The sequence below is a fragment of the Achromobacter sp. NPDC008082 genome (assembly GCF_042957345.1).
Classification (GTDB): Bacteria; Pseudomonadota; Gammaproteobacteria; order Burkholderiales; family Burkholderiaceae_B; genus Achromobacter; species Achromobacter kerstersii_A.
Genome location: NZ_JBIBIB010000001.1, coordinates 1035650 through 1058397 on the forward strand (window position 1 = coordinate 1035650; position 22748 = coordinate 1058397).

At 64.3% G+C, this 22748-nt stretch carries 20 protein-coding genes; 18 read left to right on the forward strand and 2 right to left on the reverse strand.

Annotation, left to right across the window (positions count from 1 at the left end):
- The first annotated feature begins 6 nt into the window (after positions 1 to 6).
- From ACFZAI_RS04565 to ACFZAI_RS04575, 3 genes are read left to right on the forward strand one after another with little or no spacing between them, the layout of a single operon-like run.
- Positions 7 to 846, forward strand: coding sequence for a CheR family methyltransferase (locus ACFZAI_RS04565; protein WP_391565790.1), 840 nt, complete (start codon positions 7 to 9; stop codon positions 844 to 846).
- Entirely contained in the window at positions 843 to 1565 is a 723-nt protein-coding gene (locus ACFZAI_RS04570) for a chemotaxis protein CheB (RefSeq protein WP_391565791.1), read from the forward strand. The genes ACFZAI_RS04565 and ACFZAI_RS04570 overlap by 4 nt, the downstream gene beginning before the upstream one ends.
- Before the next feature lie 21 nt (positions 1566 to 1586).
- Entirely contained in the window at positions 1587 to 2732 is a 1146-nt protein-coding gene (locus ACFZAI_RS04575; protein ID WP_391565792.1) for an ATP-binding protein, read from the forward strand.
- Between the two features lie 115 nt (positions 2733 to 2847).
- Here the strand turns inward: ACFZAI_RS04575 and ACFZAI_RS04580 are convergent, their stop codons facing one another.
- Positions 2848 to 4911 (reverse strand): PIG-L family deacetylase, encoded by a 2064-nt coding sequence (locus ACFZAI_RS04580; RefSeq protein WP_391565793.1) that lies wholly within the window; start codon positions 4909 to 4911, stop codon positions 2848 to 2850.
- Positions 4912 to 5131: 220 nt separating this feature from the next.
- On the reverse strand, positions 5132 to 5851 hold the full coding sequence (locus ACFZAI_RS04585) for a hypothetical protein (protein WP_391565794.1): 720 nt from the start codon (positions 5849 to 5851) through the stop codon (positions 5132 to 5134).
- A gap of 230 nt (positions 5852 to 6081) precedes the next feature.
- On the opposite strand from ACFZAI_RS04585, the gene ACFZAI_RS04590 reads away from it, so the two are divergent.
- From ACFZAI_RS04590 to ACFZAI_RS04660, 15 genes are all read left to right on the forward strand, one after another.
- Positions 6082 to 6630, forward strand: coding sequence for a fimbrial protein (locus ACFZAI_RS04590; protein WP_391565795.1), 549 nt, complete (start codon positions 6082 to 6084; stop codon positions 6628 to 6630).
- Positions 6631 to 6932: 302 nt separating this feature from the next.
- On the forward strand, positions 6933 to 8432 hold the full coding sequence (locus ACFZAI_RS04595) for an amino acid permease (RefSeq protein WP_391565796.1): 1500 nt from the start codon (positions 6933 to 6935) through the stop codon (positions 8430 to 8432).
- Between the two features lie 153 nt (positions 8433 to 8585).
- Positions 8586 to 8993: a hypothetical protein gene (locus ACFZAI_RS04600; protein WP_391565797.1), complete on the forward strand. Its 408-nt coding sequence runs from the start codon at positions 8586 to 8588 to the stop codon at positions 8991 to 8993.
- A 55-nt stretch (positions 8994 to 9048) separates the two neighbouring features.
- On the forward strand, positions 9049 to 9582 hold the full coding sequence (locus ACFZAI_RS04605) for a fimbrial protein (protein ID WP_391565798.1): 534 nt from the start codon (positions 9049 to 9051) through the stop codon (positions 9580 to 9582).
- Between the two features lie 238 nt (positions 9583 to 9820).
- The gene (locus ACFZAI_RS04610; protein ID WP_391565799.1) at positions 9821 to 10351 is read left to right on the forward strand and encodes a fimbrial protein; all 531 of its coding nucleotides are present in this window, start codon (positions 9821 to 9823) and stop codon (positions 10349 to 10351) included.
- Positions 10352 to 10444: 93 nt separating this feature from the next.
- The gene (locus ACFZAI_RS04615; RefSeq protein WP_391565800.1) at positions 10445 to 11194 is read left to right on the forward strand and encodes a molecular chaperone; all 750 of its coding nucleotides are present in this window, start codon (positions 10445 to 10447) and stop codon (positions 11192 to 11194) included.
- A 38-nt stretch (positions 11195 to 11232) separates the two neighbouring features.
- Positions 11233 to 13773 (forward strand): fimbria/pilus outer membrane usher protein, encoded by a 2541-nt coding sequence (locus tag ACFZAI_RS04620; RefSeq protein WP_391565801.1) that lies wholly within the window; start codon positions 11233 to 11235, stop codon positions 13771 to 13773.
- Positions 13764 to 14951 carry a fimbrial protein gene (locus tag ACFZAI_RS04625; RefSeq protein ID WP_391565802.1) on the forward strand — a complete coding sequence of 396 codons (1188 nt, stop codon included), beginning with the start codon at positions 13764 to 13766 and terminating at the stop codon, positions 14949 to 14951. The genes ACFZAI_RS04620 and ACFZAI_RS04625 overlap by 10 nt, the downstream gene beginning before the upstream one ends.
- A 66-nt stretch (positions 14952 to 15017) precedes the next feature.
- Positions 15018 to 15518, forward strand: a complete 501-nt coding sequence (locus ACFZAI_RS04630) for an acyl carrier protein (RefSeq protein ID WP_391565803.1) — start codon at positions 15018 to 15020, stop codon at positions 15516 to 15518.
- Positions 15508 to 16728 carry a beta-ketoacyl-[acyl-carrier-protein] synthase family protein gene (locus ACFZAI_RS04635; RefSeq protein ID WP_391565804.1) on the forward strand — a complete coding sequence of 407 codons (1221 nt, stop codon included), beginning with the start codon at positions 15508 to 15510 and terminating at the stop codon, positions 16726 to 16728. Before ACFZAI_RS04630 ends, ACFZAI_RS04635 begins: the two co-directional genes overlap by 11 nt.
- 308 nt (positions 16729 to 17036) lie before the next feature.
- Positions 17037 to 17675: a response regulator gene (locus tag ACFZAI_RS04640; RefSeq protein WP_391565805.1), complete on the forward strand. Its 639-nt coding sequence runs from the start codon at positions 17037 to 17039 to the stop codon at positions 17673 to 17675.
- 121 nt (positions 17676 to 17796) lie between these two features.
- Positions 17797 to 19431: a Na+/H+ antiporter gene (locus tag ACFZAI_RS04645; RefSeq protein WP_391565806.1), complete on the forward strand. Its 1635-nt coding sequence runs from the start codon at positions 17797 to 17799 to the stop codon at positions 19429 to 19431.
- 18 nt (positions 19432 to 19449) lie between these two features.
- A complete protein-coding gene (locus tag ACFZAI_RS04650; RefSeq protein ID WP_391565807.1) occupies positions 19450 to 19722 on the forward strand; it encodes a YtcA family lipoprotein in 273 nt (90 codons plus the stop codon).
- A gap of 58 nt (positions 19723 to 19780) precedes the next feature.
- Positions 19781 to 20830 (forward strand): multidrug transporter subunit MdtN, encoded by a 1050-nt coding sequence (gene mdtN, locus ACFZAI_RS04655; protein ID WP_391565808.1) that lies wholly within the window; start codon positions 19781 to 19783, stop codon positions 20828 to 20830.
- Entirely contained in the window at positions 20814 to 22733 is a 1920-nt protein-coding gene (locus ACFZAI_RS04660; RefSeq protein ID WP_391565809.1) for an FUSC family protein, read from the forward strand. The genes mdtN and ACFZAI_RS04660 overlap by 17 nt, the downstream gene beginning before the upstream one ends.
- Positions 22734 to 22748: the final 15 nt, after the last annotated feature.

The following is a 22748-nucleotide window of genomic DNA, read 5'->3' on the forward strand; positions in this document are numbered from 1 at the left end:
ACACCCATGCCTCACAAGACCAAGGCGCGTATTGCGGACATCGAGCAGCGGCTGCTGCTCGATGCGATCTATCACCAGTACCACTATGACTTTCGCGCGTATGCGCAGGCGTCGCTCAAGCGCCGCCTGCAAAGCGCGCTGACGCAGTTCAGCTGCAAGACGCTGTCGCAGCTGCAAGACCGCGTGCTGCATGAACCCGCCGTGTTCACGGGGCTGCTGCAATACCTGACGGTGCAGGTGAGCGACATGTTCCGCGACCCCAGCTACTTTCTGGCGCTGCGCAACGAGGTCGTGCCCATCTTGCGCACCTATCCGTCCATCAAGGTGTGGGTGGCGGGGTGCAGCACGGGTGAAGAGGTCTATTCGCTGGCCATCCTGCTGCACGAGGAAGGCTTGCTTGACCGCACGCTGATCTATGCCACCGACATCAATCCGCACGCCTTGCGCGCGGCCGAGCAGGGCGTGTTCGACCTGGACCGCGTGGCGGCCTTTACCGAGAACCATGCACGTGCGGGCGGGCGCAGCTCGCTGTCTGACTACTACACCGCCCGCTACGGCCGCGTGGTGTTCGACAAGGCCTTGCGCGAACACATGGTGTTTTCCGATCACAGCCTGGCGACCGACAGCGTGTTTGCGGAAGTGCATCTGATTTCGTGCCGCAACGTGCTGATTTATTTCGAGCGAGATCTTCAGAACCGTGCGCTTGGCCTGTTCCACGACGCGCTGGTGCATCGCGGCTTTCTGGGCTTGGGCTCGAAGGAATCGTTGCGGTTTTCGGCGCAGGCCGAGCACTTTGACGACTTCGTGCTGGAAGACCGCATCTATCGCAAGAAGGCCGGCCGATGAACGCGAGCGCGGCGCATGCATCCAACACGCTGGCTGGCGGCCCGGGCGGCCCCTACCAGGCGATTGTCATCGGCGGTTCGTCGGGGGCGATCGACGTGTTGAACGTGTTGTTGCCGCGCCTGCCCGTGGGGCTGCGCGCCGCGGTGATCGTGGTGCTGCATCTGCCGCGTGACCGCCGCAGCCTGCTCGTGGATATTTTCCGCCCACGCTGCGCGCTGCCGGTGCAAGAGGCCGAAGACCAGCAGCCGATACAGGCGGGCCATCTGTATTTTGCGCCGCCGGACTACCACTTGCTGATCGATAGCGGGCCACGGCTGGCGCTGTCTGTCGATGCGCCGCTGCATTTTTCGCGGCCGTCGATTGACGTGTTGTTCGAGTCGGCCGCGGACGGCTACGGCGATAAGCTGGTGGGCGTGCTGCTGTCTGGCGCGAATGACGATGGTGCGGCCGGCCTTGCCGCCATCCACGCGGCGGGCGGCTACACCATCGTGCAAGACCCCGCCACCGCGTCGATGCCCACCATGCCGCAAGCGGCGTTGGACCGGGTTTCGCGCGATAAATCAGGCAAGCCCGCAGCCCAACCCGCAGCCCAACCCGCAGCCCAACCCGCAGCCAACCCCTCGGCCCAGCGCCGGGGCGATTCTCCGGCCCTCCACGTCCTGACCCCGGATGCCATTGCGGCCCGGTTCGTTCAACTACACGCGCAACGATTGTTGTGATCCCAACCCCCCTTTGACGCCATGATCCTGACTTCCGCCAAGCCCCTTGAAGACCGCATCAAATGCCTGCTGGTCGACGACGTTCCCGAGAATCTCGTGGCGCTGGAAGCGCTGCTGGGTAGCGATCGGGTCGAGGTGCTGAAAGCGCAGTCCGGACCGCAAGCGCTGGAACTGTTGCTGACCCATGGCGATGTGGCGCTGGCGCTGCTGGATGTGCAGATGCCGGACATGAACGGCTTTGAACTGGCCGAGTTGATTCGCGGCAGCGAACGCACCCGCCACATCCCGCTGATTTTCATCACGGCGGGCACGCGCGAACAGAACTGGCAATTCCGCGGCTACGAAAGCGGCGCGGTGGACTTCCTGTACAAGCCGATCGACCCGCACATGCTCAGCATGAAGGCGAACGTGTTTTTTGAGCTACACGAACGCAAGCGCGCGCTGGCCCGGCAGCTGGAAGAGCGCACGGAAGCGTTGCGGGTGAACGAGATGTTCATGGCGGTGCTCAGCCACGACTTGCGCACGCCGTTGCAGTCCATTGTGATGGGCGCCGCGCTGTTGCAGCGCCAGAGCGACCCGGCGCGTGTCGCCAGCCTGGCCCAGCGCATGGCGCAAAGCGGCGAACGCATGACGGGCCTGATCGAAGACCTGCTCGACGTGACGCGTATCCGTCAGGCGGGCGGGCTGACGTTGTCGCCGGCTGAAACCAGCATGGAAGGGCTGGTGCAGCGCACGCTGGATGAAGTGCTGGCGGGCGCGCCCGACCGCGTGATCGAACCCATCTATGAGGGCGATCTGGTAGGCACGTGGGATGGCAAGCGGCTGAGCCAGGTGCTGGCGAATCTGATGGGCAATGCTTTGCATCACGGGGATGCCGACCTGCCAATTCGGGTGGAAGTCGATGGCACGCAGCCGGGGCAGGTGGTGGTCACGGTCAGCAACGGCGGCACGATCCCGCCGGCCTTGCTGCCGCACCTGTTCAACCCCTTCCGGGGAGGCGAGCGCCGCCCCGATAGCCACAAGGGCTTGGGGCTGGGGCTATTCATCGCGCAGCAGATTGTGTTGACCCACGGCGGCCGCATCAGCGCGGAATCCAAAGACGGCATCACGCGCTTTCGCGTCGAGCTGCCGCGCCAGGTGCCGGTGCTGGCGGCGCGCGTGCTGTAGCGTTCAGGCGATGCCCGGCGGCGGCTGTCCGCCTTACCCGCACGCTGCTGGGCAACACGGACTGATTCCGGCCTGATTCCGGCCTGATTCCCGCCTAATTCCGGCCTGATTCCGCTTACTGCACTGACGTGGGCGTGGCGGGCCGCGACACTTGCGTCGGCATCCGTTCGATGCTGAGCGTGCTGGGGTCGGTCGACGAAGGCCGCACCACTACGGTGTTGTTGGCGCCATGCGAACCCAGGTTGGGCAAATCGGCCGGGCGGGCCGCCAGCGTGGCAAAGGGGCCGCCGCCGGTTGCCGGCACGCCATCCAGCGTGACCGCCGTGGCCCATGCGCCGCTGCGCCGCGACAGCACCTGATAGCGCTGCGGACCGCCCGCCGTGCGCGCCACGATGTAAAGCGTGCCATCGATGATATTGAGCGCGGGCGGCGAGGCGGCTTCGGCGTCCAGCCGCGCGGGGGGCTTGCCGTGTTCGACCAGCCACAAGTGGCCGTTGGCGCGTTCCAGCACCGCCAGCACCACATTGCCCTGCGTGTCGGCGTTGATGGCGGGGCGGCCGATGAAGGGCACGCCCAGATCGGCGGGGGCGCTCCAGTCCATATCCATATCGGTGGTGTCGCCTGCTTCCACCAGCTTGGTCAGGTGGTTGCTGCCGCGTTGGCGGAAATAGAGTTCAACGCGATTTTCATGATTGCGAATGGCCGCCAGCCCGCCTGCCGTTTCGGGCGCGGGGACGCGACGCCATGCATGCCATTCGGGCCGCTGGCCTTTGGCTGCGGGCAACTGGCGGGTGTAGAACAGTTCGCCTTGGGTGGTGGTGGCGAAGATCACATAGCGCCCGTCGGCGCCACGCGCCACGGCCGGCGAGCCAGTGGCCCCATCCAGCGTCGGCAGGTCTTGCCAGGTGCTCCAGCTGCCGTCGATGCCCGATGGCGCAATCCAATGCAGCAGGCCGTCATAGCCCAAGGCCACGGCGGCGGCTTCGCCGCGTGGCGCCACGGCCGGAATCTGCGTCACGCGCAATCCGCCCAGCGCCTGCCAGCCTTGCCAGGTGCCGTCGTGCCGTTGCTTGTTGGCCCAGACGCCGCCCAGCGGGTCGCGTGCCATCAGCCCCGCCGTGCCGTCCGCATGGGTGAACGACACCAGCGGGCCGCTTGTTCGCCCGCCCAGGCTTTGCCAGCGTTGCTGGCTGGAGTCCCAGCGGTTGACGGCGGCATTGGTTTCGCCCGCGGCGAACACGACCAGGCCGCCGCGCCCATCCGGGTACAACTGCGGCGCGATGTCCTGGCGCGACACGTAGTACGCGCGTTGCACCCACGCGGCGGCGGGGCCGGCGGGTTCCTTGCAGCCGGTCGGGCCGGCGCAATAGTGGTAGTCGTTCCAGGCGTAGTGCTGGAAGATCACTGACTTGGTGGCGATTTCCGCTTCGGCCAGGTTGGTGGCGCGTTCCTGGCTGGGGTAGTCGATGTAGCCGGTTTCCGCGTAGTTGCCGGGTGCGCGCACCATGGCTTCGCGCACCAGCCGCGCGCTTGCGATGTGATCGGGGTGGCCGTGGCCAGCGCAACGCCAGCACAGCTGCGTGTACGGCACGCTGATGGTGTCGTCCAGATGGCGCACGGTGGTCGGCCCGTATTGGCGGATCAATTCCGCCAGCGTGTCGATCAGTTGTTCGCGCGTGTAGACCTCGGGGTTGGGCCCCAGCGTGTCCACGGTTTGCCCCGCTTCGGATTCCGTGCGGGAGAGCGGCGTCAGGCTGCCCCAGCCCTTGCCCAGCCAGGGGTCTTTCAGCCGCATGTGCCAGAGCTGCACGCGCGGATTGCCCTGCAACGTGAAGCGGGCGATGTGGCGGCCGTCTGCCGTGCCCACGTCGGTTTTCCATAAGTCGGGCTTATGCGCCATATAGGCATAGGCCGCGCGCACGCCGCGTTCACGGCCCAGCATGTAGGTTTCGCCTTCCCCCGCATCGCTGGCGGTCAGGTAGACCACGCGCACGCACCCGCCCGCTTCGATGTTCGAGGCGATGTCGGGGTTCATGAATAGCAGGTCGTCGTCCAGGTGGGCGACGAAAGCCAGGTCTTTGATGCCGTGGCATTGCGCCAGCGTGGGCGGGGCGGCCAGCGCGGGCAAGCATATTAGGGTGGCAACTGCACAGAGTAGGGCGCGTCCAAGGGGACGCATCAAGGCCGTCAACAAAGGCATAAGTGAGCGTCGCTTAAAAGGCGCGGCGCGGAAAAATGAAAGTGAAACGAGTATAGCGGGGGGGTGATGCAGCTTGATGAGGAGGGCGGCACAGGATGTTGGATAGCGTGTCCGGGTGCAATCGGTCCGTCACTTATTTCTTTGAAGGTGCGCGGGCGCAGGGTGCGGGGCTTAACGCACGGCGGGCGGCGCAGCGCCGTCAGCCTGCGCGCCGCCATTGCCCGGATGCCGGGCAGACCCGCGCACGCGCGCCGTCCACCCAGACCTGTTCGGCGTCCAGCTGCGCCGCCGTGCCGCTATCCCCATCAAATGTCACGCCCAGCGCTTGCGCCACGCGGGCGTCTTCAATGGGAAGCTCCCACGTCAGGAACCATTGCGACAGGTCTTCGTTTTCGGGAAAGTCGGACGCCGTATAACCGCTGGCGTCGCGGCGGATGACAGCGTGGGGCTGGCAGGTATCGAACAGCATGGCCACGCCGCGCGTGAGCGGGATGCGTTGGCCCGTGTGCGGGAAATGCACGTCCAGCCCCTTGTCGTCGGAAAGGAACAGGTTGCAGAACGCGGCGCTGCCGTATTGCTCGCCGTCATGGTGATACCGCGCGCCGCGGCACGCCATCAATGCCATGTCGCTGGATGCCAGCACATCTTCCAGGCCGATCGATTGCGTCCACGCTTGCATGGCGTGGACGCAATCGTCGAATGCCGGCCAGCGAAAACGCGTTCGCGCAAGCGGCATCTGTTCCACGTCCCCGGGTTCCAGCATGGTTTGCGTGCGCGTTTCGCGCGCCCAATCCGCCACCACGCGCGCAGGCGGCACGGGGGTATCGATCACGCCGTGCAACACAGCGCCGCCGACGCTGCGGCTGCGCAGGCCGTTGGCGCTGTTGAAGAATGACGTGGAAGGGCGGGCGGGAAACATGCCAAAAATAGGACCAGTCCGAGATTTCCGCGATTATGGCTTTTTTTTGGTTCCCATCCGATATCAAGCGCCGGGTCGCATCGGTACACTCGAAAAAAATTTATTAATGCCGGGAATCCATACGCCGCAGTGGCTCCCCAACAACTTGGGTTTGCCAAAACAGGGTCGCGCTACAAACATCGGCGTGCCAAAAACATCGGCGTGCCATATTCCCGCACCGGATTTTTACAATGAAAATTAATCTTGCAACGCCGCTGCTGATGATGGCGTTAAGCCTCACGGGCGCGAGCGCTCATGCGCAAGCCTTCCCGTTGACCATGACTGGCCTGGTGACCAGTCCGTCTTGCGGGCTGACGGTTGACGCCATTGCCTTGGGCGATGTGCCCTTGGCGGAATTCGTCTCGTCCAGCTTGCCGGCCGCCCGGTACAGCAAGTCCTTTGACGTCAGGCTGCAAAATTGCGAAGTCAGCTCCTTGTCGGCGGCGTCATTGAAGTTCTCGGGCACGATCACCGGCAGCACATCGGTGCTGGCGCTGACAAATATGAATAGCCCGGGTGTGGCCGTGGGCATCGGCGTGCAGATCACCACGAACGATGCCCAGCATGGCAGCACCGGCACGCCCGTCAAGTTTGATGGCTCCGAGTCGTATGCGTTCCGGCCGGCATCCGGGAAAAGCAGCTATACCTTCCTGGCGAGCTACATCCGCTCCCCGACCGCTCCCTCGCGCGCGCCGGGCACAGCAAACGCCACCGCAACGGTCACGCTGACGTACTCGTAAAGGCCGGCTGCGCGCATCGCGTTCGAGCCTCCCGTCCGGGCATCGCGACCCCGCATCTCGTCCCGGCATCTCGACCCTGTATCGCGACCCAGTATTGCTCTCCGCGTATCCCTTCCTGCCGGATACGCATTCGGCGCAACGGCACAGCTTCGTACTCGTCCGATTGAACGGGGCGATGGCGTCCCGCAAACTTCCCTCATCGTATTTGCCCCACCACGCCGGCGATCCTGCTGCGCGTGGCGCGCGGCAGCGCACGTCCGTCACGCATGTCGCGTGGCGCGGGCGCACTCACATCCTCTGCTATGAACATCAATCAGATCATTCGCCGGGAATCCGGCCTGCCCGCGGTATTTACGCGCGCGCAATTGGCGGCGATTGCGGTCGGCGCCGTCATTAGTTATGGCGTCGTGTCGGGCAGCTCATTTCCGCTGACGGTGGCCGGCCCCGCCGCCGTGTTGAGCTACGCCGCGGCCGCGCTCGTTTCGCTCTTGCTGATGCGCTGCCTGTCAGACATGACGGCCGCGCACCCCACGCCCGGCGGCTTCGCATCGTATGCCGAAGCGTTTCTGGGCCCTCGCACGGGTTTTGTCGTGCGGGCCGCGTATGTCATTTCCGTGGTGGCGATTGTGGGAACCGAAATCGCCATGCTGGAGCGCGTGCTGGCGTGGTGGTTGCCGCAGGTTCCGCCTTCGCTGGTCGTCATTGCGTTGCTGGCCGGACTCAATCTTCTGCACCTGGCCGGCGCACGGGTCTTTGCCTGGGTTGAGCTCGCGTTGAGCGCCGTGAAAGCGCTGGCGCTGCTTGCCCTGATCGTGATCGCGTGCGTCTACGCCTTCAACGCCGCGCCGCCTACGGTGGAAGGCGCGCGCGCCGCCTCGTCCTCGATTCTTGCGGGCATGACCGGCCCGCAGCTGTGGCAGGCGTTCACGATTGCAACGATGGGCTTTATCGGTCTTGAAGTCATGTCGATTGCGGGCGCCGAGACCCGTGTTCCGGCCCGTGTTCCGGCCCGTGTTCCGGCCCGTGTTCCGGCCCGTGTTCCGGCCCGTGTTCCGGCCCGTGGGCTGGGCCGCTCCATGCGGCGGGCGGCGTGGTGTGTGGTGGTGCTGGTGGTGGCGGGCGTTGCCGCATCGGCGTGGTTCCAGTGGCATGAGCCCGTTGCCCCCAACCTCACGCCGTTTGTGCAGCTGCTTGAAATGGCGAAGTTACCGGGCGCACAGCTTGCGTTCACCGTGTTGATGGCCGTGACCGTGGTGTCAGTCCTGAATTGCCAGATCTATGGCGGGTCGCGCATGTTGTTCAGCATGGCCCGTGCGGGGCAGGCGCCCGCTGTTTTGGGGCGAGCCGGCAAGCTGCGCACGCCCGTCACAGTCGTGGTGGCGGCGGCCATGCTGGTCTACGCCGCGCACCTGGTGTTTCCGGGCGTGGTGTATGTGGCCGCATCGTCCATGGCCATCACGAGCCTGCTGGCGATATGGATCGTGATCTTTCTGGTTCATATCCGCTTTCAGCGCGGTGGTGTCGAAGGGCGTGGCGGCGCAGGGCATAGCGGCGCAGGGCATAGCGGCGAAGGGCATAGCGCCAAGGGGGTATGGCGCGGTGTGGCGGGCGTGCTGGTGATGATGGCAATTTCGGCGTCCACGCTACAGATCGATGCCTTTGCGCCCGCGTTGCTGTACGGCATTCCGTTGTGGTTGGTGCTGGCCTTGGCTGCAATGTGTTTACCCAACAAAACCACAACGCATCATCCCGATAATATCGGCCGCAAATGCAAGAATATGAAAGATTTAGCCGAAATTTAGGACGGGTACGAGTCAGAAACGTTTGAGCCGCCATATTTCGTTCTGGAACGATATTAATCACTTTCACGGAAGATTATTATCTTTTCACGCTCATATGTAGGGCGATGCAAGGCCAAAAGCCTTTTCGTGAAATTAATACATCGAGTAATTCGAATGAGCAAGTTAGGTATCTGGGTAGATTTTTCGCAGAAGATTGTGTGCACCGAACTGCGTCGGCAAGATCTGATTTCAGGATCGGATTGGGCCTATGACGCCAGCGACTGTGCGCAGAAGTTTTCCGCAACGTCCTACCAGGGATACCGCCTTTGGGCCGTGCCTTGTCTGCGATTGATGCGTAAGCATCCGGCGCTGACCCGCGTGCTGGCCACAGCCGTCCGGTGGATGGTGGCTGATATTAAATATCAGCGGGGTGTGAATAAAAAACCGCACGTCATGGGTTTGATTATTCGTCGGGGTATTTTCTGGCCCGCTAACTTGTTAATGGGTGGTTTAGTGGTCGTTGCGCGTGCCGGCAGGTACATGCACGAACGCAACACCACGGGAATCGGCATCGGTGGTTAATCAGCGAATGTGTGTTTCTTTTACGACTCAACTAAAACTGGATTTTTCCAAAATCATGACTAAGACTCTTCTCAACACTCTGTTGGCCGCCTCTTTTATGGTCGCCGCTGGCGCCGCTGCTGCTGCCGACTCCGGCAACATCTCCTTCCAGGGCGACATCACGCAGTCGGCTTGCTCGATCGGTGGCGGTCAGCAAGGCGCCGACATGCTTGTGAAGATGGGCAGCATCTCGACGAACATGTTCAAGGCCGTTGGCGACAAGGGTCCCCAAACCGACTTCAAGATTTCGCTGCTGGGCTGCGACCCGACCGTGTCCACCGCCGCTTCGATCTCCTTCCGTCCGGGCGCTGGCAGCGTCATCAACAGCCGCCTGTTGAGCCTGGAAAGCGGCAGCGGCGCCCAAGGCGTGGCCGTCGGCCTGGCTGACGAAAACGGCACCGCTATCGCCGTTGGCGGCGCTGGCGTGACGTACAACCTGATCTCGGGCACCAACAACTTCAACTTCAAGGCTTACTACGAAGCCACCGCCGCCACGGTTACCGCAGGTAAGGCGAACGCCCAAGCCGTGTTTGAAGTTCAGTACTCCTAAGCAAGTGAAAGGGGTCTAGCGCCCCTTTTTGGCGGAACCGGAGGCTCTCTTCGGTTCCGCTCCCACCCGCACCGGGTGGGTGTCGGCCACGCAAGGGCGGCGCCAAACACGGCGATCTTCCTCTGGCGAGTCTGCTTCGTTTTACGCGAGGCCCGGCACAACTCCCCGAATTCTCATCGCATGCGCGCATCAGCTGTCGCTGAGCGGCAAGCGTGCGCGTCTGTATCGGCATACGACTATGAAATGCAACCTTAAATACTCCTTGGTCGCGGCGGCGCTGTGCCTGATGGCAGGCGCGGCTCAAGCCCAGCAGGCGACGGTGTCTGTCACGGGCAGAATCACCAACACCGCCTGCACGCTATCGGTCGACAACGTGGCGATGGGCGATGTGCCCATCAGCGAATACGCGTCGGCGTCCGTGCCTTCCACGGCATACAGGAAGAATTTCAACATCACGCTGGGCGGCTGCCTGCTCAGCACGTTGACGTCAGCGTCCTTGAAATTCACCGGCACCACGATCAGCGGCGACACGTCGACGCTGGCGCTGTCCGGCTCGGGCGTGGCGCAAGGCTTTGGTGTGCGGATATCCAGTAATGATTCCTTCCATGGATCGCCTGCGTCGGTCGTATTCGGCACCTCGGTCTTCAACTGGAATTTGGCGTCGAACCGGACCGTCTACCAATTCCAGGCGTACTACTACAAGTACGGCACAACCGCGAAGCCCGGCACCGCCAATGCTTCCGCCACGGTGACGCTGACTTACGCCTGACCTTTCCCTGTCATTCCGGCGCCGGCCGGGATGACGCTTTTCTCTGCACCCATCGTTTGCGCGCCGCAGCGCTTGAACCTGCCGGATATAGCCATGACTCTACTCTTCAAACGCATCCTTCCCGCGTGCGTCGCCGCTTCCTGCCTGCTTGCCGGCAGCGCCGCTCACGCCGCCATTCAGTTGTCCAGCACTCGCGCGATCATGCACGAGAAAGACCGCAACGTTGCAGTCTTCGCCAAGAATCTGACGACCACGCCCTTCGTGGTGCAAGCCTGGATCGATGGCGAAAAAGAAGAGATGGAAACGCCGTTTTTCATCACGCCGCCGCTGAGCCGTTTCGACGGATCTTCCGAGCGCAGCCTGAACATCACGCGCGTGGGCGAGGACCTTCCCAAGGACCGCGAGTCGTACTACTGGATCAATGTGCTTGAGATTCCGCAAAAGAGCGAATCCAAGGACAACAGCCTGACGCTGGCGACGCGCACGCGCATCAAACTGTTCTACCGCCCCGCCGCCATCGACAAGCTGCCGCGTGGCGCCGAGCAATCGAAGTGGTCCATCGTGCGCGACGGCAAGAGCTGCCGCCTGGCGGTGGACAACACGTCGGCCTACAACATCAACTTCGCGCGCGTCGATGTGCCCGGCGAGCCGGACGGGCTGGGCAAGACCATCGTCGCCAAGCCGCTGGAAACCACTTACATCCCGCTGGGCAAGTGCCCGGCCGGCGCCGTGTCGGTGACGCCGCAGGTCGTCAATGATTACGGCGTCATCGAAGCGTGGCCGACGGTATCCGCCGGCGACCGCGCAGACGCCGCGCCCGCAACGGTCGGAGGCCAGAAGTGATACCTGGGCGTATGCCGTGCCGTCCCGCTGTACTGGGCATGGGGGCCATTCTGGGCCTTGCGAGTACTCAACTCATCTGGTCCGCCGAGCTGGCGCCGGCGCCGGTTGCTGCCCCTGTGCAGGAGCAAATCCAGGAGCAGATCCAGGAGCAGACCCCGCAGCAGAACCAGGCTCCCGCGGCGTTCGACAATAGCTTCTTGCATCGCGGCGGCAGTCAACCCAGCGTTGACCTGTCGGTGTTCGCCTTTTCGAACCGTGTGCTGCCCGGATTGAAGTCGGTGACTGTGCGCTTGAACGGCCAATTCGTGGGCGTGAAGGACATAGACTTTGTGCCGGTGGCCGACAAGGAAGACGCGCAGCCGTGCCTGCCCGTGCCGTTCCTGGAAGACATCGGCGTGAACATGCTTGCGTTCCCGAAGCTGGCGCAAGATAAGGACGTGCAATGCACCAAGACGCTGGAATCCATTGCGTCGTCGTCCGTGGCGTTTGACGCCGACAAGAACGTGCTGACTTTGTCGATTCCGCAAGCCGCGCTGTTGCGCCAGGCGCGTGGCGTCGTATCGGCCGAATTGTGGGATGTGGGCGAGACCGCGTTCTGGTCGTCCTACCGCTTGTCTTACAACGACATGCGCAGCTTGGGCAGCGGCAGCAGTTCCAGCGGCCACTCCAGCTTTCTGAGCCTGCGCAACGGCTTCAACCTGGACGCCTGGCGCCTGCGCGCCAACGGCACGTTCTATGACAACGATGGCAGTTCCAAATGGGACTGGAGCGACTTCTACGCCGAGCGCGATGTAGCCGCCTGGCGCGGCTGGCTGCGCTTGGGCGACAGCTCGACTTCGGGCAACGTCTTCACGTCGACGCGTTTTCGTGGCGTGCAGTTGCGCTCCGATGAAGGCATGCTGCCGGACAGCATGCGCGGCTACGCGCCCATTGTGCGCGGCGTGGCGCCCAGCAACGCCAAGGTGACGGTGCGCCAGAACGGGCACGTGATCTATTCCACGTTCGTCGCGGCCGGCCCCTTTGTGATTGACGACCTGTATTCCACGCCGGGCGCGGGCGACCTTGAAGTGGAAATCGAGGAACTGGGCGGCCGCACGACGCGTTTCTTCCAGCCGTTCTCGGCCTTGCCCGCGATGATGCGCGAAGGCATCTGGAACTACAACTTTGCGGTGGGCCAGTACCGGCCCACCTATGGCAATGACAAGCCGATGCTGGGCCAGGCCACGCTGGCCTATGGCTTGCCCTTCGGCTTCACGGCCTATGGCGGCTGGACCAGCGCGGCTTACGGCTATCACTCGGGCGCGATTGGCCTGGCCCTGAACATGCAAGCGCTGGGCGCGGTGTCGGTGGACACCACGAATTCCCGTTCGCGTCAGCGCGACGGCAAGACGCTGGTCGGCACGGCGGCGCGCATCCAGTATGCGAAGTCGTTCCCGGGAAGCGGCACGGACTTCACGCTGGCGGGCTACCGCTACAACTCAACGGGCTATCGCAGCCTGGAGGACGCGGTGCGCGACCGCACGGAAGGCGATCTCTTCCAGGGCTATCAGCGCCAGCACGAGTATCAGCTGTCGTTGTCGCAGCGCCTGAGCAATGTGGGGTCGCTGTCTTTCAACTACTACGGCATCGGGTATCGCAATGCGCCGCGCAAGGCGGAATACATGCAGATGGGGTTTTCCAGCGCGATTGGCCGGGTCGGCTATTCGGTGAACGTGGGCAGGAACAAAAGCCCCTGGCAGGACAGCCAGACCACCATCATGTTCACGCTGAGCCTGCCGCTGGGCGGCACGAACACGGGCAGCTATGCCATGAACCACAGCTCGGGACAGGGCACCAGCCACGACATCAACCTGAACGGCGCATTGACGGACGACTACGCGGCAACGTATGCGCTGCAAACGGGCGTGACGAGCGGTGGCACGGACAGCGGCGGCCATGCATATGGGTCGCTAGGCTATGCCTCGCCCATCGGCCAGGCCAACCTGAGCCATGCATACTCGCGCAACAACTCCAGCACTAACGTCGATTTCAGCGGCGCCTTGGTGGTGGACCGCAAGGGGGTGCTGCTGGGCCAATCGTTGGGTGAAACCGCCGTGGTGGTGGACGTGCCTGGCGCGGCCGGCGTGCAGGTGGATTCCTATCCGGGCGTGCGCACCGACAGCTCGGGCCGGGCATTGATTCCCTATGCCAGCCCCTACCGTGAAAACCGCATTTCGCTGACGCCGAACCATGACGACATGACCGCGACCATTCAGCAGAACGTGCAAACCGTGGTGCCGACACGCGGGGCCATTGTGGTGGCGCACTTCGATACGGAGCTGGGCCGCACGCTGCTGGCCACGTTGCGCGGCGCGGACGGAGCGGAAGTGCCGTTCGGCGCGGCGATCTACAACGTTGACGGCGAGCAGCGCGGGGTGGTCGGGCCGGTGGGGCGTGCGTGGCTGACCGGCCTGCAAGGCGCGAACCGCTTCATCGTGAAATGGGGCGCCAACCAGGAACGGCAGTGCGCGTTCGACATTGATGTGTCGGGTGAAGAACTGAAGACCGACGAAGTGAAAAAGGAACTGACATGCGCATGATCGGACTGTCGCGCAACATCGTGAAAAAGCAGGGCGGCGCGCACGCGCGTGCGCGGTCCGGCCGAGCGTATCCTGTCCTTGCGGCCACGTTCGCTTTGGCGGCGTGCCTGGGCGGCATCACCGAAACCGCCTACGCGGGTCCGTTGGACACGCGCGCCGTGTCCTGCACCGTGAACAACGGGGGGACGACGAGCAAAGGCAATCAGTATTACGCGTACTCGTCCACGGCCAACGTGTATTCGCTAAGCCCGACGCGCGCCACCCAACCCATGCCCGCCCCGGGAACGACGGGCAGCGTGCTGTTTTCGACGGTTGAGCGCGTGCTGCCTCAGTATGAGGGCGCGTCGCAAGGGTATGTGGCGCCGCTGTACAACTGCCCGCCCGGCACCCAGGAATATTTCCGCGGCTACGGCGCCTATGATTCCAATTCCCGAAGCTATGCGACTGGCTTGCAGGGGATTGGATACCGCGTCTATTACTACATCGGCAATGGCGAGGAGCTGGCCGCGCCGCAGACATTCGAAAATACCTTTGCGACCGGCGCGCTGGTGTTCCCGATGTCGTCAAGCTCCCGCGGAACCTACCGCACGCGTATCGATTTTGTGGCGACGGGCGCCACGATCAAGCCGGGCATCATTTACGGCAGCAACATTTTCGGCCAGGCGTCGGTATCCACCGGCACCGCGCCGGCGGGTTTGTACCGCGTGGGCATGAGCGGCAATATCACCGTCAGCGCACCGACGTGCAAGATCAATAATCCGCAAAGCCAGACCATCGCGCTGGGTAACGTTACCGTTTCCGCGATGAATAGCGGAGCGGGCGAAAACGCCATGTATATCAGCGAGATGCAGGTGGATTGCGGCATGAGCAGCCAGGCGTCGCCCACGGTCAAATTGACGACTAACTATGCGGCCAGCGGTTCGTCCGACACGGTAACGAACCAGGCCCAAAACGGCGCCCAGGGCGTGGGCGTGCGGTTGTGGCTGTGGAACCCGGGCTTGAACACCTTTGAACGGGCCGCGTTCAACAGTACGCTGCCAAATCGCGGTACGCTCATCAGCTCAACGCCAAACTCGACGTGGTCGTACAAAGTGGGCGCGTCTTATTTGCGCACCGGGGGTACGGTGACCGCGGGGTCGGTGTTGTCGACGGCGACCATCACATTTACCTATAGTTAACGGCGCCGTTCGGGCGCGTTGGACAGAAGCAGGCGGTCTCATCAACCCCATAACCATGGTGCGGTCATGCGAGCCTTAATCGAATCTGATATTCCCCCGTTGCCCGAAGACCCCGAATTCCGGGAGAAACTGGCGACCATTATCTCTTCCATCGGCCGGTGCGACCGTGACGCGTTGCTGGAAGGAAAATCCTTCGCTACCGTGATGAGCGATTTTGATTCGATCATGGTGCTGGAGATCCTGCTGGAAATCGAAACGGAATTCCACATCACCACCGACGACATGCTGCCGACGGACGGCGCATACAAGCCGCAGGAAATCACGAACGCGTTTCCGGAAGACCTGGACGGCTTGATGGCCTACATGCGCATGGTTGTCGTCCGGGTCGCCGAGGAAAAGGCCGCGGCAAAGGAAGCGGCAAAGGAAGCGGCGATTGCCGCAGCCGAGGCGGCGGCCAAAGCCCCGGCGCAAGGCGTCCAGGCGCCAGCCGCCGATGCGCCGGCCGAAAGCAACGGTGACGCGTCCAAGCCGCAAGCCCCCAACGAGGCTGCAAAAGATGCAACGTAGACGAGTCTTCATCACGGCGGTGGGCATGGCCACGCCGCTGGGCGACACGGCGGATAAAACGTTCGACGCGCTGCTGGCCGGCCAATGCGGCGTGGGTAAGCATCCCGACGCCGCCATCGACAAGCAGGTCGGCTTCATTCGCGAACCGCTGGAAGTGGACGCGTCCCCCAGCCAGTTGCGCTCGATGGACCGCGTGGCGCTGGTGGCGCAGTACGCCGCCGATCAGGCGCTGGCCGCCGCCGCGCTCAGCGCCGAGCAGAAAAAGCAATGCGGCGTATTTGTGGGTACAGGCATCGGCGGCGTGTCGTCCTTGTCTGAAGCGGTCGAGATCCACCACGGCCTGGCGCCCCGGCGCACGTTCCTGGTGGTGCCGTCGGTGATGCCCAATGCGGCCACGGCGCAAATCGCTCAGACGCTCAAGACCACGACCGAGGCGCAGACGTACGCCACCGCCTGTTCCGCCGGGGCCGTGGCCATCGGGGAAGCCTTTCGCCGCATCCGCGACGGTTACCTGGACGTGGCCATCGCGGGCGGAACCGAATCGATGTTGACGGAAACCATCGTCAAGGCCTGGAAACAGCTGCATGTGCTGAGCGCGGAAATGTCGGACGACGGCAGCGTCGGGGGCTGCCGCCCGTTCAGCGCGCGCCGCACGGGCTTCGTGCTGGCCGAAGGCGCGGCCATGCTGGTGCTGGAATCGGAAGCGCATGCACGCGCGCGCAACGCGGTGGTGATCGCCGAACTGGTGGGCTACGGCGTCAGCAACGACGGCACGCATCCGCTGCGCCCCGACGACGAAGGGCAGGCCCTGGCCATGTCGCGGTGCTTGTCAGACGCCGGCCTGGCGCCCGAAGATATCGGATACATCAACGCGCACGGCACGGGCACCTACGTGGGCGACCGCATCGAAACCTCGGCCATCAAGCGCGTCTTTGGTGCGCGCGCCGGGTCGGTTCCGGTCAGCAGCATCAAGGGAGCGCTGGGGCATACGATTGGCGCGGCGGGGGCGATCGAGGCTGCGGTCACCGCGATGTCGATGCGCCAATCCCAGGTGCCGCCGACCTTGTTCTTCGAACCCGGCGATGAACAGTGCGATCTGGACTACGTGCCGAATGTGGCGCGGCCCTTGCCGGCGCTTCAGGCGGCGCTGAGCAACTCCTTTGGCATGGGCGGCAACAACGCCGTGCTGGCCTTCAAGAAAGCAAGCTGATGCCGCTGCGGGCGCGTCGATGGCAGGGCAATCCCCGCCCGCCACGCGGAATAAGCGTCGGGTTTTGATCAGTCCCATGCCTCTGGCGGAAGTCTTCGGTCGAGTCCGATTGCCCGGCCGTCTGAACCTGGATAGCCTCACTGTCAATCCTTAGGCAGAACATAAAGGACACAGATGAGACACCTCCTGCGCATTCCGTTCGTCCAGCATGACCTTCGTCGCCGTCATCCCGTTGCCCGGACGCGCAAGCCGCGCCTTGCGGTTGGCGGCTGGCGTGATTCGTCCCAGGGCTTAAGGTGAGGGACGCCGTGCGGGAAGTCATTCGCGTTGTCTTGGCCGACGGGCACCCCATTTGCGTCAAGGGCGTGCAAATCGAGATATCCGTGGCCGATATTGCCCAGGTGGTCGCCTGCGCCTTCAATTCCACCGAGCTGTTCGACATTCTGGACACGCACCACTGTGACGTGCTGGTCAGCGACTACGTCATGTCGGGGGCGGATTTCGGGGATGGCCTGAGCATGTTCGCGCAGATACAGGAGCGCTATCCCCGCTTGAAGCTGGTGGTGCTGACGTCGCTGGACAATCGCATCGTGTTGCAGGCGCTGGAAGCGCTGGGGGTGCGCGCCATCGTCAGCAAGGGTGACATGCCCGAGCATTTGCGCCGGGCCTTGTACGCCGCCTGGTGTGGCGAGCCGTACCGGTCGCCGCGCATCCAGGCGGCGCTGGAATCCGATACTGCCGCGGAACATGAGGACCCGCTGACCCGGTGCGAAGTCGAAGTGGTGCGCCTGTTCCTGTCGGGCTTTTCACTGGGAGAGATCGCGCAGAAATTCCATCGCAGCAAGCAGACGGTCAGCGCGCAAAAGCGGGCGGCCATGCGCAAGCTGGACGTACACAGCGATATGGATCTGGTGCGTTACGGGTTGAGAAGCGGGCTGGCGGCGTGAGGGATCGGCGCCCGTTTTGATCTTGATGTTGCATTTCAACAATTAGGATTGCGCGTCCTCTGTCGCAAGGGTAAGGTCGCAACGTAGGATTAATCCGATGTTCGACACACAGGGGTGATCGTTGGGGACCTTCACGGTTGTCGTGGCGATGCTGGTCGCCGTTTTGCTCAGCGGCTTGATCGTCCGGCTGATTCCCCTTGCCATTCCCTTGCCGTTTGTGCAGATCGCGCTGGGCTTTCTGATCGCCGCCGTGTTCCAGCGCGGCGTATTGATTGAACCCGATATCTTCTTCCTGCTGTTCCTGCCGCCCCTGCTGTTTCTGGATGGCTGGCGGGTGTCAAAGCTGGCGGTGCTGCGCGAATCGTCGTCGATATTGCAGCTGGCCTTCGGCCTGGTATTTCTGACGGTGATTGGCGTGGGTTACCTGATCCACTGGATGATTCCGGCCGTGCCGCTGCCGGTTGCCTTCGCTATCGCCGCCATCGTGTCGCCCACCGACCCCGTGGCGGTCGAGGCGATTTCACGCCGCGTCCACATTCCCCGCCGCATGATGGCGATTCTGGAAGGCGAGGCGCTGTTCAACGATGCAAGCGGGCTGGTCGCCTTCCGCTTCGCCGTGGCGGCAGCCGCCACCGGCACCTTTTCGCTGTCGCAGGCCACGCTGTCGTTTCTGTGGGTGTCGATTGCGGGCCTGTCGATTGGCGCGGGGCTGACGTGGCTGATCACGCAGGTGCGCACGTTCTTCACCCAGCGGCTGGGCGAAGAGCCGGGGTCGGAAGTGCTGCTGAGTCTGCTGACGCCGTTCTTCGTTTACTTCGTGGCCGAACACGCGCAGGCCTCCGGCATTCTGGCGGCCGTGGCGGCCGGGGTCATGATGAGCTATGCCGAGCTGTCCGGCCGGGCGCTTGCCGCCACGCGCATGGAGCGCCGCGCCGTGTGGGACATGGTGCAGTTCACGCTGAACGGCATGATTTTCGTGCTGCTGGGCGAACAGTTCCCCACCATTTTTGCCGGCTTGTCGCGTGCGGCGGGCGAGGCGGGCGGGCTGTCTCTGTACTGGTTGCCGGTCTACGGACTGGCGGTGTGCCTGGGGCTGGTCGTGTGCCGCTTGCTGTGGGTCACGGTGTCGCTCAAGCTCAGCGCCATGGCGGCGCGGCGGCGCGGCGCGGAACCGCCCGAGGTGAGCGTGCGGGTGATTCTTGCGGTGTCCGTGGCGGGCGTGCGCGGCGCGGTCACGCTGGCGGGTGTCATGACCTTGCCGTTCGCGCTGGATAGCGGCGCGCCGTTTCCCGCGCGCGACCTGGCGGTGTCGCTGGCGGCGATGGTCATCGTGTTTTCATTGCTGCTGGCCAGCCTGACCTTGCCCCGCCTGATGCACGGCCTGCACTTTCCCGCCAATAGCCGCGTGCAGCGCGAAGCGTCGCTGGCGCAGGAAGCCATGTTGCAGGCCGCGCTGGACAGCGTGGCCGCAGGCGCCAAGCGCCGGGTTGCGGAGCATCCCGACGAGGCCTCCCTGTATCTGGAGGTGGCCGACAGCCTGACCGCGTCGTTGCGGCGCCAGGCGGGCGAGGCGCAGGACGGGGCCTCGGCCGAACAGGTCGCCAAACAATCCGCGGTTGAACGGCAGTTGCGGCTGGAGGCCATCGCGGCTTCGCGCGATGCCGTCTTCCACCTGGCGCGCACCCACCGTATTTCCGATTCCCTGGCGCGCGAGCAGGTGCGTTTGTTGGACCTGCACGAGGCGCATTTACGTTGAAGGGTGAAGAAAAAGAACATGGCTAGCTTTCCGATGCATTGGCCCGCTGTTACCGCCGCCGTCCTGCTATCAGGGTGCGCTGCGCGCAGCGCGCCCTACGTGACGGTGTTCGATTCCTATTTTCCGGCCTGGATACTGTGCGCGGTGATCGGCGTGGTGGGCGCATCGCTCGTGCGGGTGCTGCTGGTGCGTTGGGGCATTGACGACGTGATGCCATTACGCGTGCTGGTGTACCTGTGCCTGGCCGCCGCGCTGATGTTCCTGAGTTCACTGATGTTTTTCACCCGCTGACTTTCATCTGCTGACTTTCACCTCCTGACTTTCACACGCTGACTTTCATCTGCTGCCCATGCCGACCTCCAAGTCTTCTTCCAACAAGCGGCGCATCGCGCTGGTGATGGCCGTGCTGATCGTGGTGCTGGCCGTGGCGGCCGGGCTGGCGTATGTGATGCGGATGGAAGCCAAGCCGCTATCCGAAGATGCGGTGCTAACCACCGACGTGGCGCGCGTGGCCGCCGCCGTGCCGGGCCGTGTCGTGGCGCTGAACGTGCGCGAGAACAGCCAGGTCACGCGCGGCCAGGTGTTGTTTGCGATCGACCCGGAGTTCTATCGCTTGCAGGTCGAGCAGGCCGCCGCAGGCTTGCGCATGGCGGAAGCGGCGCTGAACTCGCGCGGCCGGTCGGTGCAAGCCGAGCAGTCCAACGCCACCATCGCAGCCGAACAGATCGCGCGGGCGCGCGCCAATGCGGCGTTGGCCGCGCAAACGTGGGAACGGCTGAATGCGCTGCTGCCCAAGGGCTACGTAACGCGCCAACAGGTAGACGAAGCCGCCACGCTCAAGCGCAACGCCGAGACCAGCCTGAAGGAAGCGCAGGCGCAGCTGACGGCTGCGCAGGCCCTGGTCGGTGACGCCGAGGGCGCGCAAGCGCTGGTGGCCGAACGGCGCGCGGCGTTGGCCATTGCCGAACGCCAGCTTCGGGAAACCGAGGTCAAGGCGCCGTTCGATGGCCGGGTCGCCGGCTTGTCGATTACCGAGGGTGACTACATGGTGCCGGCGCAGTCGGCGTTTTCACTGATCGACACCACGCGCTGGTTCGCCACGGCCACGTTTCTGGAAACCGAGTTGCCCGCCATCCAGCCCGGCGATTGCGCCACGGTGTACGTGGCCGCCGACCGCCGGCTGGGCTTGAAGGGCGTGGTGGAATCCACCGGCTGGGGCGTCAGCGCCGAAGACCTGATCAACCTGCCGCGCCGCTTGCCCTATGTGCCCAAGTCCTTGAACTGGGTGCGCGTGGGCCAGCGCTTTCCAGTGCGGGTGAAGCTGGATCACCCGCCCGCCGACCTGATGCGCGTGGGCGCGTCGGCCGTCGTCTTGGTCGATCATGAAAAGCGGTGTTGACGCCGCCTGGCTGAGCCAGCTCGCGCCCTTTCCAGGCCGGGCGGCGATGGCGTGGCGGATTGCGCTGGTCTGCGCGTTAACCGCCATGGTCGCCATGACCTACGGCATTCCCGAGTCGGCCATCAGCTGCTACCTGGTGTTCTTCGTGATGAAGCCGGACGCGGCCGAAAGCTCGCTGCTGGCGGTGGCGCTGTCTGTGCTGGTGATGCTTGTGGTCGGCGTGCTGCTTTTGCTGACCAACCTGACGCTGGCGCTGCCGGCCATGCGCATCGTGGCGTTGGCGGTGTCGTCGCTATTGCTGTTGTTCCTGGCCTCGGCCAGCAAGCTGGGGCCGTTGGGCGGCATCATCGCGCTGGTGCTGGCGTTTGGTTTGACGTTGCTGAGCTACGTGCCGGTAGGCGAAGCGGCCACGCGCGGCATCCTGTATGCGTGGCTGATGGCGACGATGCCGATGGCGCTGGTGCTGATCGTCAGCATCACGATCGGGCGGCGCCCGCTGACGCTGCTGCGCACGACCGTCGGCGACCGGCTTCACGCCATTGCCACGTATCTGGAAAGCGGGGGACGCGCTGGCCGGGCGCGGCTTCGCGAGATGCTGGGCGAAGGGCAAGAGGAATCCATGAAGCGCTGGGGGCTGCTGCGCGGGCTGGCGCTGGCGCGGCGCGATGAAACGCGCCGGCTCGGAATGGCGTTGCAAGAGTCCTACCGGCTGTTGTTCGCCGCGTTGGCGTTGCGAGAGAACCGGCAGGGGGCGTCCGACGTGCAGCGCGCGGCGCTGGCCAGCGCTGCACGCAAGGCCGGCCAGGCGCTGGCTGCCGGCCGCGCTGCGCCGCCCGCTGACGCTTTCCCCACGCATTCCCCCACGCATTCTCCGGCCCTCGCTCCCGCGCAATCCCCAGAGCACGACGCCCCGCACGACGCGCCGCACGAGGGCACGCACGACGCCCCGCCAGCCCCCGCAGCCCAACAAGCGTGGCGCGCGCTATCGGCTATGGGGGGCGACGCCGCCGCCATGCCCGCCCCGCAGCCTGCCGAACCATTCATGGCGCCCGATGCATTCAGCAATCCGGAACACGTGCGTTACGCCATCAAGACCACGGCCGCCGCGTTGATCTGCTACCTGATCTACTCCGCGCTGGATTGGCAAGACATCCACACCGCGATGATCACGTGCTACGTCGCCGCCTTGGGCTCGGTGGCGGAAACCACGCAAAAGCTCATGCTGCGCATCATCGGCTGCCTGATCGGCGCAGCGATGGGCGTTGGCGCCATCTTGTTCCTGATTCCGCACATGAGCAGTGTGGGCAGCTTGATGATGCTGGTATTCGCCGGCGCATTGGTCGCGGCCTGGGTGGCGGTGGGCTCGGAGCGCGTGTCGTATGCGGGCGTGCAGATTGCGCTGGCGTTCATGATGACGGTGTTGCAGGGCTTTGGCCCCAGCATCGACATGTCGGTCGCCATGGACCGCGTCATCGGCATCCTGCTGGGCAACGTGGTGCTGTATCTGGTCTTCACGCTGTTGTGGCCTGTCAGCGTGGGCCGCCGGGTGCGTGAAGATCTTGGGCGCGCGTTGGAAGGGCTGGCGAAGATGGCCCGCCTGGGCGAGGGCGGCCGCGACCAGGCGGTGGCGCAGGCCAGCGTCGTTGCCGGGCAGCTGGCGGGCATCCGGCGCGCGCTTGGGCTGGCCACGCTGGAGCCCCGGGATTTGCGGCTGGACAGCGCCCGCTTGCGGGAATTGATAGCGGTCACGCAGTCGGTGCAGGCGCTATGCATGCGCTTGCTGATCGACGCGCCTGAGCCGGACGAGGCGCTGGCTGTACGGTTGGAAGCCTTGGCGCGCGCGGTGCGCAACGACGAGCCAGGAAGCGTCGCGCATGTGAACCAATTGATGGAAGGGCAATAGTATGGAAGGGCAATA

What these genes read in the sequence shown, in the direction of transcription:
- ACFZAI_RS04565 (WP_391565790.1), top strand. Translation starts at nt 7, where the DNA reads ATGCCTCACAAGACCAAGGCGCGTATTGCGGACATCGAGCAGCGGCTG.
- ACFZAI_RS04570 (WP_391565791.1), top strand. Translation starts at nt 843, where the DNA reads ATGAACGCGAGCGCGGCGCATGCATCCAACACGCTGGCTGGCGGCCCG.
- ACFZAI_RS04575 (WP_391565792.1), top strand. Translation starts at nt 1,587, where the DNA reads ATGATCCTGACTTCCGCCAAGCCCCTTGAAGACCGCATCAAATGCCTG.
- ACFZAI_RS04580 (WP_391565793.1), bottom strand. Translation starts at nt 4,911, where the DNA reads ATGCGTCCCCTTGGACGCGCCCTACTCTGTGCAGTTGCCACCCTAATA.
- ACFZAI_RS04585 (WP_391565794.1), bottom strand. Translation starts at nt 5,851, where the DNA reads ATGTTTCCCGCCCGCCCTTCCACGTCATTCTTCAACAGCGCCAACGGC.
- ACFZAI_RS04590 (WP_391565795.1), top strand. Translation starts at nt 6,082, where the DNA reads ATGAAAATTAATCTTGCAACGCCGCTGCTGATGATGGCGTTAAGCCTC.
- ACFZAI_RS04595 (WP_391565796.1), top strand. Translation starts at nt 6,933, where the DNA reads ATGAACATCAATCAGATCATTCGCCGGGAATCCGGCCTGCCCGCGGTA.
- ACFZAI_RS04600 (WP_391565797.1), top strand. Translation starts at nt 8,586, where the DNA reads ATGAGCAAGTTAGGTATCTGGGTAGATTTTTCGCAGAAGATTGTGTGC.
- ACFZAI_RS04605 (WP_391565798.1), top strand. Translation starts at nt 9,049, where the DNA reads ATGACTAAGACTCTTCTCAACACTCTGTTGGCCGCCTCTTTTATGGTC.
- ACFZAI_RS04610 (WP_391565799.1), top strand. Translation starts at nt 9,821, where the DNA reads ATGAAATGCAACCTTAAATACTCCTTGGTCGCGGCGGCGCTGTGCCTG.
- ACFZAI_RS04615 (WP_391565800.1), top strand. Translation starts at nt 10,445, where the DNA reads ATGACTCTACTCTTCAAACGCATCCTTCCCGCGTGCGTCGCCGCTTCC.
- ACFZAI_RS04620 (WP_391565801.1), top strand. Translation starts at nt 11,233, where the DNA reads ATGGGGGCCATTCTGGGCCTTGCGAGTACTCAACTCATCTGGTCCGCC.
- ACFZAI_RS04625 (WP_391565802.1), top strand. Translation starts at nt 13,764, where the DNA reads ATGCGCATGATCGGACTGTCGCGCAACATCGTGAAAAAGCAGGGCGGC.
- ACFZAI_RS04630 (WP_391565803.1), top strand. Translation starts at nt 15,018, where the DNA reads ATGCGAGCCTTAATCGAATCTGATATTCCCCCGTTGCCCGAAGACCCC.
- ACFZAI_RS04635 (WP_391565804.1), top strand. Translation starts at nt 15,508, where the DNA reads ATGCAACGTAGACGAGTCTTCATCACGGCGGTGGGCATGGCCACGCCG.
- ACFZAI_RS04650 (WP_391565807.1), top strand. Translation starts at nt 19,450, where the DNA reads ATGGCTAGCTTTCCGATGCATTGGCCCGCTGTTACCGCCGCCGTCCTG.
- mdtN (WP_391565808.1), top strand. Translation starts at nt 19,781, where the DNA reads ATGCCGACCTCCAAGTCTTCTTCCAACAAGCGGCGCATCGCGCTGGTG.
- ACFZAI_RS04660 (WP_391565809.1), top strand. Translation starts at nt 20,814, where the DNA reads ATGAAAAGCGGTGTTGACGCCGCCTGGCTGAGCCAGCTCGCGCCCTTT.